Here is a 17,333-nt window from a genome sequence, read left to right as displayed (position 1 = left end):
GAATGTTCTGCTGGCCTATTTAGTTTTCCGTATGATTGCTTGCTTATTTTTTCTATTTTCTCAAAACTCTAGACACATACATTTCTTCCTATCCTCTTGAAATATCAGCCTAATTTTGTTACACTAGATAGAAAGACTGTGAAGGAGACATGATGACGGAACGAGGCTTACTAATCGTCTTTTCTGGTCCCTCTGGTGTAGGAAAAGGGACTGTTAGACGAGAAATTTTTGAAAGCACTGATAACCAATTCCAGTACTCGGTATCCATGACGACTCGTCCTCAGCGTCCAGGTGAAGTGGATGGAGTTGACTATTTCTTCCGCACTCGCGAGGAGTTTGAAGAGCTGATTCGTCAGGGACAGATGCTGGAGTATGCAGAGTATGTAGGAAACTACTACGGGACGCCTCTGACTTATGTCAATGAAACGTTGGATAAAGGTATTGATGTCTTCTTAGAGATTGAGGTTCAGGGAGCTTTGCAAGTCAAGAAAAAAGTTCCAGATGCCGTCTTTATTTTTTTGACTCCTCCAGACTTAGAAGAACTCAAAGACCGCTTGGTCGGCCGTGGGACAGACAGTGCTGAGATTATCGCCCAGCGCATTGAAAAGGCCAAAGAAGAAATTGCCCTCATGCGCGAGTATGATTATGCCATTGTCAATGATCAGGTTCCGCTGGCTGCCGACCGAGTCAAGCGCGTGATTGAAGCAGAGCATTTCCGAGTAGACCGTGTTATCGGCCGTTATCAGGACATGCTTCCAAAAAATGAAACGATTATTCGATAGAAAGTTAGAAATTAGGTAGAAAATTATGATGTTAAAACCGTCTATTGACACTTTGCTGGACAAGGTTCCGTCAAAGTATTCCTTGGTTATTTTAGAAGCTAAGCGCGCTCATGAGCTTGAAGCTGGAGCTCCCGCTACGCAGGAATTCAAGTCTGTCAAATCCACTCTTCGTGCTTTGGAAGAAATTGAATCCGGCAATGTCGTTATCCATCCAGATCCAGAAGGCAAGCGTGAGGCAGTTCGCCGTCGGGCAGAAGAAGAGCGCCTGCGTAAAGAAGAAGAAGAACGCAAGATTAAAGAGCAAATCGCTAAAGAAAAAGAAGAAGGTGAGAAGATTTAAGGTTGGGGATGCTCAATCTTATTTTTTCTGTGACGATGTTGAGGAAAGTGGGGTGAGAATATGAAGGTGGCAAAGATTATTGTGGATGTTCCTCTGATGCAGACGGACAAGCCCTATAGCTATGCTATTCCAGAAGAGTTTGTAGGGATGCTGACAGCTGGCATGCGGGTCCATGTTCCTTTTGGGCAGGGAAATCGCCTGATTCAAGGGATTGTGGTTGGTTTTGATGAGACAGGAGACCAAGAAGAGCTGAAGGAGATTGCGGAAGTCCTTGATTTCAGTCCCGTGCTGAATCAGGAACAGCTCTGGCTGGCGGATGAGCTGCGCAAGTCAGTCTTTTCCTATAAGATTAGCCTTTTAAAGGCCATGCTGCCTAGTCTTCTCAACTCCAGCTATGATAAACTACTCTATCCGACGGAGCTGCTGAATGATGAGGAGCATTCAGCTATCTTTGGTCAGGAGGACAGTCTTCGCTTTTCTGATTTGGACAAGAAAAGTCAGGCCAAGCTGATGCGACTGACCCAGACTGGCCGCATTCGGCTGGAGTATCAGGCGACGGACAAGAAGCATATTAAGACTGAGAAATGGTATCAGGTCAATCATACCGCTCTGCAAAATCATGACCTTCCCCGACAAGCCAAGAAAAAACAAGCATTAAAAGAAGTCTTGCTGGAGCAGCAGGATAGCCAGCTCTTGGCAGATTTGCGAGAAAATTTTTCGCGCGATATTATTAATTACTTTATCAAAGAAAACCTAATTAGCATTGAGGATAGAGAAATCAGCCGTTCTGTTGCTTATTTCCAAAAGGAGCGACAGCAGCAAAGTCTGACCTTAAATGATGAACAAGCTGCAGCGGTTGCGGCAATCACTCAGAAAATTGGTCAGAGTCATTCTCAGCCAGTTCTCTTAGAAGGGGTTACTGGCAGCGGGAAGACTGAAGTTTACCTTCAGGTCATCGCAGAGGCACTGGCCCAGGGCAAGACCGCTATCATGCTGGTTCCGGAGATTTCTCTGACTCCGCAGGTTACAGATCGCTTTATTTCTAGATTTGGCGACCAAGTTGCAATTTTGCATTCAGGTCTGTCTGACGGTGAGAAATATGATGAGTGGCGCAAGGTGGAGCGAGGAGCTGCCCAGGTCGTTGTCGGCGCGCGTTCAGCTATTTTTGCTCCCTTGACAAATATTGGAGCCATTATCATTGATGAAGAGCATGAGTCCTCCTACAAGCAGGATTCTAATCCTCGCTATCATGCTAGAGAGGTGGCTCTCCTGCGAGCTCAGTATAATCAAGCTGTCTTAGTGTTAGGTTCGGCAACTCCGAGCTTGGAGAGCCGTGCCCGAGCAAGCCGTGGAGTCTATGATTTTCAGCTGCTCAGCAAGCGTGCAAATCCGCTGGCGCAGATTCCTCAAGTGGAAGTGGTGGATTTTCGGGATTATATCGGGCAGCATGAGGCCAGTAATTTCACCCCAGTCCTGCTAGAGGCTATTCAAGATCGTCTGGATAAGGGAGAGCAGACGGTTCTCATGCTCAACAGGCGGGGGTATTCCAGCTTTGTTATGTGTCGGGAATGTGGGACCGTTGACAGCTGTCCCAACTGTGATATTTCTCTGACCCTGCATATGGACACTAAGACCATGAACTGCCACTACTGTGGTTTTACTAAGAATATTCCTCAGAGTTGTCCTAACTGTGCCAGCCGCAGCATTCGCTATTATGGTACTGGGACGCAGAAAGCTTATGATGAGTTGATTCAGCTCTTTCCACAGGCTCGCATTTTGCGGATGGATGTAGATACGACCCGTAAGAAAGGCAGTCATGAAGCCATTTTAGAAAGCTTTGGTCAGGGGCAGGCAGATATTCTCTTAGGCACCCAGATGATTGCCAAGGGATTGGATTTTCCAAACGTGACGCTAGTTGGTGTTCTCAATGCAGATACTGCTCTTAATCTACCGGACTTTCGCTCTTCAGAACGAACCTTCCAGCTGCTGACTCAGGTGGCGGGCCGGGCTGGTCGGGCTGAAAAGGCTGGTCAGGTCTTTATCCAGTCCTACAATCCTCATCATTATGCCATTGAGTTTGCTAAGCAACAGGATTACGAGGGCTTTTATGCTTATGAAATGGGAATCCGCCGGCAGCTAGGCTATCCGCCTTATTACTTTACAGTCGGTCTAACCCTGTCGCACAAGGATGAAGAGACAGCAGTGCGAAAAGCTTATGAAGTTATGGATATTCTGCGAAGCGGTCTGTCAGAAAAAGTTCAAATCCTGGGTCCAACGCCGAAGCCGATTGCCCGCACCCACAATCTCTATCATTATCAGATTTTGCTCAAATATCGCTTTGAGGACAAGCTGCAGGCGACGCTAAATCAAGTCTTGGACTGGACACAAAATCGGGACAATAAAGATTTACGCCTGACAATTGATAATGAGCCACAAAATTTTATGTGAAGCATTTTAGCCGAGATTAAGGTTGTTGTAGGCGACTTCTGATATAATAAGGGAAGGAACAAAGAAGGAATCAATAGTTTAAAATGATGAAAATAATATTTATGGGAACACCGGACTTCTCAGCGACTGTCCTAAAAGGGTTGCTGGATAGCGGTCAATACGAAGTGTTAGCAGTTGTAACGCAGCCGGACCGTGCCGTCGGCCGTAAAAGAGAGATCCGCATGACTCCGGTAAAAGAGCTGGCCTTGGAATACAAGCTACCGGTTTATCAACCGGAAAAACTGGCTCAAAGCTCGGATTTAGAGGAGCTGATGAACTTAGAAGCAGATGGTATTGTCACAGCTGCTTTTGGACAGTTTTTGCCTAGCCGCTTGCTGGACAGTGTTGATTTTGCGGTGAATGTTCATGCCTCTTTGCTGCCTAAATACCGAGGTGGTGCGCCCATTCACTATGCTCTGATCAATGGTGATAAGCAAGCGGGTGTTACGATTATGGAAATGGTCAAGGAAATGGATGCTGGAGACATGATAGCCAGCAAGGCGACGCCGATTGAAGAGACAGATAATGTCGGAACTCTCTTTGAAAAATTGGCGATTATTGGTCGAGATCTGTTATTGGATGTGCTGCCAGCTTATAGGGCAGGGCAGATTATTCCTCAGCCACAGGATCCTAGCCAGGTCACTTTCTCTCCGAATATCAGCCCAGAAGAAGAGCGGATAGACTGGAGCAAAACAAACCGACAAATTTTCAATCAAATTCGTGGCATGTATCCTTGGCCGGTAGCTCATACCTTGCTGCAAGGGCAACGTTTTAAGATTTACGAAGCAGATATGGCAGCTGGCAGCGGTCAGCCGGGACAGATATTGTCTATTAGTAAAAAAGAGCTAGTGGTCGCAGCTGGACAGGGAGCTCTCTCGCTGAAGACAGTTCAGCCTGCTGGTAAGCCCAAGATGGCTATCGTTGATTTTTTGAATGGACTGGGCCGCAGCCTATCCGTAGGAGATACTTTTGGAAAGTAAGCAAAAAACGGCCCGTTGGCAGGCCATAGAAGTTTTGGAAGAAGTTTTTGAAGAAGGAGCCTATTCCAATATCGCCTTAAACCGGGCTCTGAGTCAAAGCTCGCTGAATCAAGCAGATAAAGGTCTGGTAACAGAGCTAGTTTACGGCACAGTTGCTCGGAAAATCACTCTGGAATGGTATCTGTCCCATCTGATTGAGGATAGGGACAAATTGGATAACTGGCTCTACATTCTGCTTATGCTCAGTCTGTACCAGATGCTCTATCTGGATAAAATCCCTCAGCATGCAGTTGTTCATGAGGCTGTTGAAATTGCGAAAATACGTAAACGAGGCAGCGAAAAATTTGCCAATGCCTTGTTACGTAGGATTGAGCGTGAGGGTGTAGCTGATTTTGAAACAATCAAGCGCAAAAACAAGCGCTATTCGATTCAGTATTCTCTGCCGGTCTGGCTGGTCAAAGACCTGATAGAAGAGTATGGCGAAGAAAGAGCTTTAGCTATCTTTGCCAGTCTCTTTGTTCGCAGTAAGGCCAGCATTCGAGTGACGGATATGTCGCGAAAGGCAGAGCTTCGCCAGCTTTTAGGGGCTGAGGACTCGCTCTTATCTCCGTCAGCCTTGTTTAAGAAACAGGGGCATTTTGCTGGGCACCAGCTCTTTGAAAGCGGAGCGATTACGATTCAGGATGAGTCTAGTCAGCTGGTGGCTCCTACTCTGGACATCGAAGGAGAGGAGCAGATTCTGGATGCCTGCAGTGCACCGGGGGGCAAGACTGTCCATATGGCTTCCTATCTGACGAACGGTCACATTACAGCCTTAGATCTCTACGATCATAAGTTAGAGCTCGTAGAAGAAAATGCAGAAAGACTGGGCTTGGCTGATAAAATCACTACGAAAAAGCTAGACGCGACCAAGGTGTTTGAGACATTTGGCCCAGATGCTTTCGATAAAATCCTGGTGGACGCTCCTTGCTCTGGTATTGGCTTAATTCGCCGCAAACCGGATATAAAATATAATAAAGAAAATGCAGATTTTGAGAATTTACAAAAAATTCAGCTGGATATACTAGACAGCGTTTGTCAAAGTCTACGTAAAGGTGGTATAATAGCTTATAGTACTTGCACGATTATGGCCAAAGAGAATTTTGAGGTTGTCGAGAAATTTCTGGCCAGTCATCCAAACTTTGAGCAAGTCTTATTAGACCATGAAAGAAAAGATATCGTCAAAGACGGCTGTATCTTGATTACGCCGGAATTATATGAAAGCGACGGATTTTTTATCAGTCAATTTAGGAAGATATCGGAATAAGAGGAGGAAACTGACAGTATGGAAATTTCATTATTAACAGATGTTGGTCAAAAGCGTACAAATAACCAAGATTATGCCAATCTTTTTGTGAACCGGGCGGGCAAGACCCTTATCATCTTGGCAGATGGTATGGGCGGCCACAGAGCTGGAAACATTGCCAGCGAAATGGCTGTGACAGACTTAGGAGCTGCCTGGGTTGATACACAGATTGATTCGGTGAATCAAGTGCGTGAATGGTTTGCGGAGCACTTGGAAGAGGAAAATCAGCGCATTCATCAATTTGGTCAAGATGAAGAATACAAGGGCATGGGCACGACTTTGGAAGCCTTGGCTATCATTGATAATCAAGCCATTTATGCCCATATCGGCGATTCTCGTATCGGCTTGATTCGCGGTGATGAATACCGTCAGCTGACTAATGACCACTCGCTTGTTAATGCTTTGTTGAAAGCTGGACAGATTACTCCAGAAGAAGCAGAGCGTCATCCGCAGAAGAATATCATTACCCAGTCTATTGGTCAAAAAGACGAAGTGCAGCCTGACTATGGCATGATTACCTTGGAAGATGGTGACTACCTCCTGCTTAACAGTGACGGTCTGACCAATATGATTTCAGACAGTGAAATTTGTGACATTGTCACCAGCGACATCAGCCTGTCTGAAAAAACAGAAACCTTAATTCGCTTTGCCAACAATGCTGGAGGACTGGATAACATCACAGTTGCTCTGGTTCGCTTTGACAAGGAGGATAAGGCATGATTCAAATCGGCAAAATCTTTGCCGGGCGATATAAAATCATCAAGCAGATTGGCCGCGGAGGCATGGCAGATGTCTATCTGGCCAAGGACTTGATTTTGGATGGTGAGGAAGTTGCGGTAAAGGTTCTTAGGACCAATTACCAGACAGATCCTATCGCTGTCGCGCGTTTCCAGCGGGAAGCCAAGGCGATGGCTGACTTGGACCATCCGCACATCGTTCGGATTACTGATATTGGGGAAGAAGATGGCCAGCAGTATCTGGCTATGGAATACGTGGCAGGTCTTGACCTCAAGCGCTATATCAAAGAGAATTCTCCGATTTCAAATGAAGAAGCAGTCAGAATCATGGGACAAATCTTGCTGGCAATGCGCTTAGCGCATACACGCGGTATTGTCCATCGTGACCTGAAACCACAAAATGTCCTCTTGACCCCAGATGGCAATGCCAAGGTAACAGACTTTGGGATTGCGGTGGCCTTTGCGGAGACAAGTCTGACTCAGACTAACTCAATGCTAGGCTCGGTTCATTATCTATCGCCTGAGCAGGCACGTGGCTCTAAAGCAACTGTTCAGAGTGATATTTATGCGATGGGGATTATTTTTTATGAGATGCTGACTGGTCATATCCCTTATGATGGGGATAGTGCCGTTACGATTGCCCTGCAGCATTTCCAAAAGCCGCTGCCATCCATCATTTCTGAAAATCCTAATGTGCCTCAGGCCTTGGAAAATGTCGTCATTAAGGCAACAGCCAAAAAACTGACGGATCGCTATCAGTCGGTTGCAGAGATGTATGTTGATTTGTCCAGCAGCTTATCCTATGAGCGCCGTAATGAAAAGAAATTAGTCTTTGATGATGTAGCGAAAGCAGACACTAAGACCTTACCAAAAATCTCACCTGTACCGCAGCCAGCAGTTCCACCTGTTAAGCCAACTCCAGCTAAAACGGAATCGGAAGAAGTTAAGGAAGAGACAGCTGATACGGTTAAGAAAGTTCCAAAGAAACGTCGTTTGAGAACGCGTTACAAGGTGCTTTTCTTTGCAGTCCTATTGGTTTTGGCAGCTTTTGTTGTCCTTCTCTATAACAGCCCGTCTAATACCAGCGTGCCAGATGTTTCTGGTCAGACTGTAGCAGAGGCTCGCTCCGCTATCGAAGCTAAGAAGCTGGTTGTCGGAGACGAAAAGGAAGAATACAGCGACAATGTCGAATCTGGCAAAGTCATTAAAACTGATCCACAGGCCAATAGTCAGCGCCGCGAAGGCAGCAAGATTGACCTGATTATTTCCAAGGGACCCAAGACCTTTGTAATGGAAGATTATGTCGGTCAAGCAAAATCAGCCGTGGTTGAAAATCTGAAAACAAACTATAATGTTTCTGAGAAATTGATTGAGATTGTTGAGGAGGAATCGGACGAGTACGAGCCAGGTCAGGTCATTCGTCAGTCACCAGCAGCTGGTTCGACCTATGATTTGACTTCTAATCATAAGATTAAGCTGACAGTGGCCAAAGAAGTAACTAGTGTGTCTATGCCTGACTTTGGTAGCATGCAGTACACCTACGCTAATGCACGTTCTTACTTGATTCAAATGGGAATTTCTTCTTCCCGAATTGAGCGAGTTGTTGACCGTTCGGTCTCTTCTACTCAGGCAGACTTGGTAACTTCCCAGTCACCAGCAGCTGGTCAGACAATTGACCTCAAGTCTAATGAAAAAATCACTCTTTACGTGACAGAAGCAACAACACCATCGTCATCTAGCTCGTCATCTTCATCGTCTAGTAGCAGCTCAAAGAGCAGTTCATCGTCCGATGATGAAAGTCATTCTAGTAGCTCTAGTTCTTCCGACCATTGATGAAGCTAGGCCATCCTTTTAAGCTTTCTGGCTTGAAAGGATGGTTTTTTCTTTGTTGCTGGACAAATTTCCCCATTTCATGCCTTGGACGGAGGATTTTTGGTTTAATTTTGTTAAAATAGGAAGGTAGAGAAAGGAAACGGCTATGTGGAAGGTTCAATTATTTGTCTTTGTTGAAACAGTCTTACTATCCATGGCATTGGTGACCATGTTGGCAGCTGATTTTTCACGTGTTGTCATTATCTTGGTCCTTTTTTTGCTGCTGCTCTATTATTACTTCGGCAAGCAAAAAGGGAATTTTCTGCTGGTCGCTTCCATGATTATGCTGTTTTTCATTATTATGCTCAATCCCTACGTCATTGCTGCCCTTTTATTCGCGCTGGTTTATGGGATGATTGTGGCCTATCCTTATATCTATAAGGAAAATCAAGAAACCCATCTCGTTTACGAAGAAGATGTGGAAATTCAGAGTGAGAAGAATCGCTGGTTGGGGGACCTGCAGCATTTTTCTAAAGACAGCTGTCAATTTCACGACATCAATCTCTTGCGCATTGTTGGGAAAGACACCATTCATTTGGAAGACGTGATTTTGGTCAATCATGATAATGTCATTGTCATTCGAAAAGGTTTTGGCGATACCAAGATTATTGTGCCGCTGGATGTGGAAATTCAGCTGCAAATCAATACTCTTTACGGGGAGCTAAACTTTCTGCATCATCCATCCCGCAAGCTGCGCAATGAAACTATTTCGCTGACGACACCAGACTATAAACGGGCCAATAAGACAGTGAAGATTGTCCTCGTCAGCTTCTTAGGAAATGTGGAGGTTGTCAGAAAGTGAAGAAATCAAATTATTTTCTCATTCTCCTCTATACTTTCTTTGTCTTATTTATCATCTTTCATTATATTTTCAATATTTTTGATTTTACTTGGCAGGAGCTCTTTAATGATTTGGAGCTGTTGCAGTCTTTTGTGTTCTTTGTTGTGATTATCGGTTTATCACTGACCATTCTGATTGTGATAGCAGCCCGCTTGATACAGTATCTATCGGTAGCCCATGTTCAAAAAAATCTTCGGCATTTGCTGGATGGACGGAGACTGGAGCCGACAGACCAGCCCGAGCTGGATCGCTCTCTGCATCAGATCGAGAGAAGGCTGCACCGTCTGACAGAAAATCTCCAAAAGTCTGAAAACCAAACCCTGCAGACGGAAGAGAAAATTATCGAAAAAGAACGGCGGCGGATTGCGCGTGACTTGCACGATACTGTCAGTCAGGAATTATTTGCAGCCAATATGATTCTTTCAGGAGTGGCTGGAAATGTAGAACGGCTTGATGGAGAAAAACTGCAAAAACAGCTCAAGGGGATTGCCGATATTCTGGACACAGCCCAGAAGGATTTACGGATTCTCCTGCTTCACCTGCGGCCTACAGAGTTGGAAAATAAGACTCTGGTCGAAGGGATGGATGTGATTATCAAGGAGCTGACTGATAAAAGCGACATTGATGTTCACTTCAATCATCAGGTTGGGCATCTACCCAAACAGATGGAGGAGCATGTCTTCAGAATCATGCAGGAAATTATCAACAACACACTGCGGCATGCCCAGGCCAGTCGGTTGGATATTTACCTCTATCAGGCGCCTAATGAGCTTAAAATCAAGGTATCTGATAATGGCGTCGGTTTTGATCCGTTGGCTCAGGATGAACTCAGCTACGGCTTGAAAAATATGGAAGACCGTGTACGGGATATGGCGGGGACTTTTAAGCTTTTGACAGCCCCCAGAAAAGGTCTTTCTATTGAAATCACGATACCTTTACTAGAAGGAGAAGATCATGAAGATATTGTTAGTGGATGACCATCAGATGGTCAGATTGGGATTGAAAAGTTACCTGGAACTGCAAGAGGATATAGCAGAGGTATCCGAAGCAGTTAATGGCAAAGAAGGTGTGGAGAAGGCTTTGGCAAGTCGTCCGGATGTGATTATCATGGATATTGTCATGCCTGAGATGAATGGGATTGAAGCGACACTGGCCATTTTAAAAGAGTGGCCAGAAGCAAAAATTCTGATTTTGACTTCTTATCTGGATAATGAAAAAATTTATCCTGTTCTGGATGCAGGCGCTCATGGATACATGCTTAAGACTTCCAGCGCTGAAGAAATTCTCCGTGCTGTCAAAAAAGTGGCCAAGGGAGAATTTGCCATTGAAACAGAGGTCAGCAAAAAAGTAGAATATCATCGCAACCATATTGAACTTCACGAGGATTTGACAGCTCGTGAGCATGATATTTTAGGGCTTTTAGCCAAGGGATATGAGAATCAACGGATTGCGGATGAGCTTTTCATTTCCCTCAAAACGGTCAAGACTCATGTTTCCAATATCCTGTCCAAATTGGAGGTGAGCGACCGCACGCAGGCAGTTGTTTATGCTTTTCAGCACCATCTTGTCCCACAAGAAGACTTTTAATGGTATAATAGAAAAGATTAAGATTGGACAAGGGGAGATATGGACGCGAAATTAAAGTATAAGGCTAAAAAGACAAAAATTGTCTTTTTCGATATAGATGATACCTTGCGAGTCAAGGATACAGGTTTTATCCCAGATTCTATCCAGACAGTTTTCAAGCAGTTGAAAGACAAAGGAATTTTAACGGGTATTGCGTCTGGTCGAGCAATGTTTGGTGTTGTGCCGGAGCTGAGAGCTTTGCAGCCAGACTTTTTCGTTACCCTGAACGGAGCCTATGTCGAAGACAGCAAAGGGAAGGTGATTTCTCAGACGGTTATCCCGTCTGATAGAGTGATGTCCTATATTGCTTGGGCTCAGGAAGTAGGGATTGACTATGGTTTGGTCGGCAGTCATGGAGCAGCCTTGTCCAATCGAAATTCTCTGATTTCAGAGGCCATTGATGTGGTTTATCCAGATTTGCCTGTAAATCCAGACTTTCATTTAGAAAAAGATATTTATCAGCTTTGGACTTTTGAGGATAGAGGAGATGGCCTGCAGTTGCCAGAGGCGTTAGCGGAGCATCTGCGTTTGGTTCGCTGGCATCCTCATTCGTCAGATGTCGTGCCGACAGAAGGTTCCAAGGCAGCCGGAGTTTCCAAGGTTGTCGAGCATCTGGGCTTGAAACCTGAAAATGTCATGGTTTTTGGCGACGGACTCAATGATCTGGAATTGTTTGACTATGCCGGAATTGGCATTGCCATGGGCGTTTCCCATGAAGAACTGCGAAAAAGAGCAGATTATATTACAAAAACAGTAGAAGAAGACGGTATTTTTGCCGCTTTAGAGGAGTTAGGTATGGTAGAAAAAGAATTACATTTTCCACAAGTAGAACTTGCAGCAACAGAAGGTCCAAAAGCGACTATCAAGACTAATCACGGTGACATGAAAGTTCAGCTGTTTCCAGAACAGGCACCAAAAACAGTAGCCAACTTTATTGCCCTTGCTAAAGATGGTTATTATGACGGTGTGATTTTCCACCGCATTATTCAGGACTTTATGATTCAGGGTGGTGATCCTACTGGTACCGGTATGGGCGGTCAGTCTATCTATGGTGAGAAATTTGAAGATGAGTTTTCACCTGAGCTTTACAATATTCGTGGGGCTCTTTCCATGGCAAATGCTGGGCCAAATACTAACGGCAGCCAATTTTTCATTGTTCAAAATAAAAATCTTCCTTATTCAGCTAAGGAATTGAGCCGCGGCGGCTGGCCTGAAGCTATCGCTGAAGTCTATGCCAGTCAGGGAGGAACACCGCATTTGGATCGGCGCCACACTGTCTTTGGTCAGCTGGCTGATGAAGCGTCCTACCAAGTTTTGGACAAGATTGCAGCTGTTGAGACGGGGGCTATGGATAAGCCGGTGGAAGATGTTGTGATTGAGACAATTGAGGTAGAAGACTGATGAAAATCGGTGATAAATTAAAAGGCAAAATCACAGGGATTCAGCCTTATGGAGCTTTTGTTGAGCTGGAAAATGGTACGATTGGTCTGATTCATATCTCAGAAATTCGTCCGGGTTATATTGAAAATATCCATGATAGTGTAAAGATTGGCCAGCAGGTATTAGTACAGGTTGTGGACTATGATGAATTTTCTGGGAAGTCCAGTCTGTCCATGCGGACCCTGGAAGAAGAAAAGCACCGCCTCCCTAGACGCCACCGCTTTTCAAACGACCGCTGTAAAATTGGTTTTGAGCCTTTAGGCAGACAGCTGCCTATCTGGATCAAAGAGGCAAAAAAATTCTTAAAAGAAGAAAAAGTTTAAAAAATATCCTGTTCCATAAGAGAACAGGATATTTTGCTTAGATAGAATTGCCATTCAAATCATAGCCGATTGCTAAGTTGAAATGGACATGTTTTCAAAAAATACTAAGCATCAAATTCGTAGAGAGCGGTAGACAGGTAACGTTCGCCGTTATCAGGAGCCAGAGCAAGGACTTTCTTGCCAGCTCCTAGTTTTTTCGCTACTTCAATAGCTGCGAAAATAGCAGCAGCAGATGAAATCCCCACTAAGAAGCCTTCCTGACCGCCAATATAGCGTCCGAATTCCAGTGCTTGATCAGAAGTTACGCGGACAATACCGTTGTAGGCTGCTGTATCCAAGGTCTCTGGAATGAATCCGGCAGAAATCCCTTGGATTTTGTGAGGACCTGGCTTCTCACCAGAAAGGATAGCAGATTCGTCTGCTTCAACTGCGTAGATTTGGATGTCCGGATTAACTTTTTTGAGAGCGTGAGATACACCGGAAATAGTTCCGCCAGTTCCGACACCGCCAACAAAAGCGTCCAGTCCAGTTTCACCGAAAGCAGCAATAATTTCTGCTCCTGTTGTTCGTTCGTGAACCTCTGGATTGGCCGGATTATTAAATTGTAGTGGCAGCCAGCCATTACGTTCTTGCGCAATTTCTTGTGCTTTTGCAATGGCACCTTTCATTCCTTCGCTACCCGGAGTCAAGACCAACTCAGCACCATAAGCTTGGATAATCTTGCGGCGTTCCACACTCATGGTTTCTGGCATAACAATGACGACCTTGTAGCCTTTAGCTGCTCCAACCCATGAAAGGCCAATACCGGTATTTCCGCTGGTTGCTTCAACGATGGTATCGCCAGGCTTAATAAGGCCATCGCGCTCAGCCGCCTCAATCATGCTGAGGGCAATCCGGTCTTTGACAGAAGAGCCAGGATTGAAAGCCTCTAACTTCACATAAACCTCAGCAGCTCCTTCTGGAACCAAGTTGTTCAATTTGACGATGGGAGTTTGCCCAATTAGTTCTGTAATATTTTGATAAATACGTGACATAGAATACATACCTCAATATAATTTAATAGAATTAGTATAAAATGAAATAAGAGCTTTGTAAAATATAAAAAAGCTATGAGAGCCATAGCTTTTCTTTATGTCAAAGTGTCAAGGGGACTTCTACTTGGCGCAGTCCTTGATCTATCATTTCTAATTTGCCTTTAAAAAACTCAGTTAGCTTATCTTTGAGCAGTTCTCTTTCACCTTTATCAACAAAAAGAAGGGTGGAGACGGTATCTGTAAATTCAGTATCGTATTCAGCAAGATTTTCTGTCTTCAAAAAATTAGTAAAATCCTGATATTGGCTGTAAGACAGTCTTAGGCGCAGGCCAGCTTGTTCTTTTATCTCAACCAGTCCAATCTCCTTAATAGCTAAAGCAACACTGCCGGCATAAGCTCGAATCAGACCGCCGGCTCCTAGCTTAATACCGCCAAAATAGCGAGTAACCACCACGCAAAGATTGGTCAAATTGTGCTTTTCTAGGACTCCCAGCATAGGAACTCCGGCTGTTCCGCTGGGCTCACCATCATCGCTAGTTCGCTTTATATCACTCTTTTCCCCAATGATAAAAGCAGAGCAGTTATGAGTGGCCTTGTAATGTTCTTTTTTTATAGCAGTGATAAAAGCGCGAGCCTCTTCCTCGGAGTAAACTCGTTTTACATGGCAGATAAAGCGGGATTTTTTAATTTCCTCTTGAACCATGCCATCTTCTTTAATTGTCTTAAATTCCATAACTATATTTTACAAGAAAATATGAATTTTGCCAAAAAATTACGAATAAATAAGTATGTTAGAGTTGCAAGATTGTTTAGGACGTATATTTACAGAGAGTCAGTTAGAGTCTAGCTTGCGAGCACAAGCAAAAGAAATTCCCAGTATCCGAGAAGAAAAAGGCAAGCTCCACTGCGGACGCTGCAACAGCTTGATTGAACGAGAAAATCAGCTACCTGTTGGAGCTTATTATTGTAGAGAATGCTTAATATTGGGCCGGGTACGGAGTGACCAAAAACTTTACTATTTTCCTCAAGAGGATTTTCCTAAAAAACAGGTGCTTAAATGGCAGGGGCAACTGACAGAGTTTCAGGGGAAGGTCTCCAAAGGCTTACTGGATGCGCTAGAGAAAAGACAGAATACGTTAGTGCATGCTGTTACTGGCGCTGGAAAAACAGAAATGATTTACCAAGTGATTGCAAGAGTTATTGATAGAGGAGGGTCTGTTTGCTTGGCCAGTCCGCGGATTGATGTTTGTTTAGAACTTTATCGGCGCCTAAAAGAAGACTTTTCTTGTGAAATAGCCCTTCTGCATGGGGAGTCAGAAGCTTATTTTCGCAGCCCCTTGGTAATTGCGACCACCCACCAGCTCTTAAAATTTTATCGGGCTTTTGATTTGTTGATTGTGGACGAGGTAGACGCCTTTCCTTATGTGGATAATCCCATACTGTATCACGCTGTAGAGCGTTCAGTTAAAGAGGATGCTACAACTATTTTTCTGACAGCCACTTCCACAGATGAATTGGATAAAAGAGTTCAAAAAGGTGAGTTGAAACGCCTGAGTCTTCCCAGAAGATTTCATGGTAATCCCTTGACCATCCCTCAGAAAGTTTGGTTATCTGATTTTCAAAAACATCTTCAGAAGAAGAAAATAGCACCTAAACTTTTAAAATATATACAAAAACAGAGGGAGACTCAATTTCCTCTTTTAATATTTGCTGCAGAAATTCAAAGAGGAGAGGATGTTGCTCAGGCTTTGCAGATTGCTCTGCCTGATGAAAAGCTGGCTTTTGTCGCCTCCACAACAGAAAATCGTCTAGAGATTGTCGAGCAGTTTCGTCGCAAGGAGATCACTATTTTGGTGACAACGACTATCTTAGAGCGTGGAGTAACTTTTCCTGGCGTGGATGTTTTTGTCTTGGAAGCCAATCATCGTTTGTTCAGTCGTAGTGCTCTGGTTCAGATTTCAGGCCGAGTTGGCCGTAGTATGGATAGACCGACTGGACAGTTGCTATTTTTTCATGATGGGACTACCCTTGCTATGGAAAAGGCGATTCGGGAAATGAGGGATATGAATAAGGAGGCGGGATTATGACAACGTGTCTTTTATGTAAGGAGCTAATTGAGGAGAAAGTCAGTTTTTTGCAGCTTTTTCTATTAAAAGGAGAAAGACCAAGCTGCTGCTCCACTTGTTATCAAAATTTTGAACGCATATCTGAAGAGCATTGCCCTCGATGTTTTCGCAACGGGCAATCAAACTTATGTATGGATTGCCAAAAATGGGAGAAAGAGGGCAATCAAGTCCAGCATCAGTCACTATTTACCTATAATGAAGCAATGAAGAATTATTTCAGTCAATACAAGTTTCAGGGAGACTATGCACTGCGTTTTGTATTTGCAAAAGCAACTAAAAAAGCAGTCAAATTGTTTAGGGAGCATGCTATTGTTCCGATTCCAGTCAGCATCGAAAAATTCCAAGTAAGAGGATTTAATCAAGTGCAGGGTATTTTAGATGCTGCAAACTTGTCATATAGAAATATCTTAGAGAAAAAAGACACCCTAGCACAGTCAAGTAAAACTCGTGAGGAGCGTCTGCAGACGCAGCAGGCTTTTAAAATTAAGAATGGAGTTGATTTGCCAGATAGAATTTTGCTGGTTGATGATATCTATACGACTGGAAAAACCTTGCAATTAGCCAAGCAAATCTTGCTGGAAGCAGGAGTGAAAGAAATTTTGACATTTTCAATCGCAAGATAAGAAAAAATTTGCAAAAAAGGAATGAAAGCGTTATAATGATATTATAAATAAAACATTTATGTATAGAAAGAAGGTACTTATATGCTTAAATATAGTATCCGTGGTGAAAACCTAGAAGTAACAGATGCTCTCCGTGACTACGTAGTTTCTAAACTTGAGAAGATTGAGAAGTATTTCCAAGCAGAGCAAGAACTTGATGCGCGTGTGAACCTCAAGGTTTACCGTGAAAAGACTGCGAAAGTGGAAGTGACAATTCCGCTAGGCTCCATCACTCTTCGTGCAGAAGATATCTCTCAGGACATGTATGGATCAATTGATTTGGTCACAGATAAGATTGAACGCCAAATCCGCAAAAATAAGACCAAGATTGAAAGAAAGAATCGCAATAAGGTTGCTACAAGCCAGCTTTTCACAGATTCCTTTGCTGAGGAAGCAGAAGAAGTTCCGTCAAAAGTTGTTCGTTCAAAACACATCGATTTGAAGCCAATGGACTTGGAAGAAGCAATTCTGCAGATGGATTTATTGGGACATGATTTCTTTATCTATTCCGATGCAGAGGATAGCAGTACGAATGTCATATATCGTCGTGAGGATGGAGATATTGGCCTGTTAGAAGTCAAATAAATAAGAAAAGATGGTTGAGAGCATGTTTCTCAACCTTTTTATTTTATAGAAAGTTCTACTGTCAAATGACATAAAACAAGCACCCTACGTATAAAGAAATTAACTTTATACTTACAGTTAAAAAATAAACTTCAAAAAATTTTTAAAAAAATG

The 17,333-nt window shown here is 43.8% G+C and carries 17 protein-coding genes; 15 read left to right on the top strand and 2 right to left on the bottom strand.

Features of this window, described 5'->3' with window-relative positions:
- Nucleotides 1–149 precede the first annotated feature (149 nt).
- From gmk to O3627_RS09160, 12 genes are all read left to right on the top strand, one after another.
- A complete protein-coding gene (gene gmk / locus O3627_RS09215; RefSeq protein WP_002893505.1) occupies nucleotides 150–782 on the top strand; it encodes a guanylate kinase in 633 nt (210 codons plus the stop codon).
- Nucleotides 783–807: 25 nt separating this feature from the next.
- Complete coding sequence (gene rpoZ, locus O3627_RS09210; protein WP_002893503.1) at nucleotides 808–1,122, top strand: DNA-directed RNA polymerase subunit omega; 315 nt, start codon at nucleotides 808–810, stop codon at nucleotides 1,120–1,122.
- A gap of 60 nt (nucleotides 1,123–1,182) precedes the next feature.
- A complete protein-coding gene (locus tag O3627_RS09205; protein WP_002908992.1) occupies nucleotides 1,183–3,570 on the top strand; it encodes a primosomal protein N' in 2,388 nt (795 codons plus the stop codon).
- 83 nt (nucleotides 3,571–3,653) lie between these two features.
- Nucleotides 3,654–4,589: a methionyl-tRNA formyltransferase gene (gene fmt, locus O3627_RS09200; RefSeq protein ID WP_002908995.1), complete on the top strand. Its 936-nt coding sequence runs from the start codon at nucleotides 3,654–3,656 to the stop codon at nucleotides 4,587–4,589.
- Complete coding sequence (rsmB, locus tag O3627_RS09195) at nucleotides 4,579–5,895, top strand: 16S rRNA (cytosine(967)-C(5))-methyltransferase RsmB (RefSeq protein WP_371621359.1); 1,317 nt, start codon at nucleotides 4,579–4,581, stop codon at nucleotides 5,893–5,895. The genes fmt and rsmB overlap by 11 nt, the downstream gene beginning before the upstream one ends.
- Nucleotides 5,896–5,913: 18 nt before the next feature.
- Entirely contained in the window at nucleotides 5,914–6,654 is a 741-nt protein-coding gene (locus tag O3627_RS09190; RefSeq protein ID WP_002893499.1) for a Stp1/IreP family PP2C-type Ser/Thr phosphatase, read from the top strand.
- A complete protein-coding gene (gene pknB, locus O3627_RS09185) occupies nucleotides 6,651–8,504 on the top strand; it encodes a Stk1 family PASTA domain-containing Ser/Thr kinase (RefSeq protein ID WP_125383275.1) in 1,854 nt (617 codons plus the stop codon). Before O3627_RS09190 ends, pknB begins: the two co-directional genes overlap by 4 nt.
- A 145-nt stretch (nucleotides 8,505–8,649) precedes the next feature.
- Nucleotides 8,650–9,345 (top strand): cell wall-active antibiotics response protein LiaF, encoded by a 696-nt coding sequence (gene liaF, locus O3627_RS09180; protein ID WP_002893496.1) that lies wholly within the window; start codon nucleotides 8,650–8,652, stop codon nucleotides 9,343–9,345.
- Entirely contained in the window at nucleotides 9,342–10,361 is a 1,020-nt protein-coding gene (locus tag O3627_RS09175) for a sensor histidine kinase (RefSeq protein ID WP_125383273.1), read from the top strand. Before liaF ends, O3627_RS09175 begins: the two co-directional genes overlap by 4 nt.
- Nucleotides 10,339–10,971, top strand: coding sequence for a response regulator transcription factor (locus tag O3627_RS09170; RefSeq protein WP_125383272.1), 633 nt, complete (start codon nucleotides 10,339–10,341; stop codon nucleotides 10,969–10,971). Before O3627_RS09175 ends, O3627_RS09170 begins: the two co-directional genes overlap by 23 nt.
- Nucleotides 10,972–11,010: 39 nt before the next feature.
- On the top strand, nucleotides 11,011–12,411 hold the full coding sequence (locus tag O3627_RS09165) for a bifunctional Cof-type HAD-IIB family hydrolase/peptidylprolyl isomerase (protein ID WP_125383270.1): 1,401 nt from the start codon (nucleotides 11,011–11,013) through the stop codon (nucleotides 12,409–12,411).
- Nucleotides 12,411–12,773: a S1 RNA-binding domain-containing protein gene (locus O3627_RS09160; protein ID WP_002901252.1), complete on the top strand. Its 363-nt coding sequence runs from the start codon at nucleotides 12,411–12,413 to the stop codon at nucleotides 12,771–12,773. Before O3627_RS09165 ends, O3627_RS09160 begins: the two co-directional genes overlap by 1 nt.
- A gap of 104 nt (nucleotides 12,774–12,877) precedes the next feature.
- On the opposite strand, the gene cysK is transcribed toward O3627_RS09160, so the two are convergent.
- Together cysK and O3627_RS09150 are read right to left on the bottom strand one after the other, a co-directional pair.
- Nucleotides 12,878–13,807, bottom strand: a complete 930-nt coding sequence (cysK, locus tag O3627_RS09155) for a cysteine synthase A (protein ID WP_002903262.1) — start codon at nucleotides 13,805–13,807, stop codon at nucleotides 12,878–12,880.
- Between the two features lie 100 nt (nucleotides 13,808–13,907).
- On the bottom strand, nucleotides 13,908–14,540 hold the full coding sequence (locus tag O3627_RS09150; RefSeq protein WP_002903261.1) for a YigZ family protein: 633 nt from the start codon (nucleotides 14,538–14,540) through the stop codon (nucleotides 13,908–13,910).
- Nucleotides 14,541–14,595: 55 nt separating this feature from the next.
- Here O3627_RS09150 and O3627_RS09145 point away from each other — a divergent pair, with 55 nt between their 5' ends.
- From O3627_RS09145 to hpf, 3 genes are all read left to right on the top strand, one after another.
- Nucleotides 14,596–15,894 carry a DEAD/DEAH box helicase gene (locus tag O3627_RS09145; protein ID WP_002920044.1) on the top strand — a complete coding sequence of 433 codons (1,299 nt, stop codon included), beginning with the start codon at nucleotides 14,596–14,598 and terminating at the stop codon, nucleotides 15,892–15,894.
- On the top strand, nucleotides 15,891–16,556 hold the full coding sequence (locus tag O3627_RS09140) for a ComF family protein (RefSeq protein WP_371621358.1): 666 nt from the start codon (nucleotides 15,891–15,893) through the stop codon (nucleotides 16,554–16,556). The genes O3627_RS09145 and O3627_RS09140 overlap by 4 nt, the downstream gene beginning before the upstream one ends.
- Before the next feature lie 81 nt (nucleotides 16,557–16,637).
- Complete coding sequence (hpf, locus tag O3627_RS09135) at nucleotides 16,638–17,180, top strand: ribosome hibernation-promoting factor, HPF/YfiA family (RefSeq protein WP_002903257.1); 543 nt, start codon at nucleotides 16,638–16,640, stop codon at nucleotides 17,178–17,180.
- Nucleotides 17,181–17,333: the final 153 nt, after the last annotated feature.

The organism is Streptococcus sp. 27098_8_82 (assembly GCF_041431615.1).
Classification (GTDB): Bacteria; Bacillota; Bacilli; order Lactobacillales; family Streptococcaceae; genus Streptococcus; species Streptococcus sanguinis_K.
Note: the sequence above shows the minus strand (reverse complement) of the source record. Positions and strands in the feature narration are given on the sequence as shown.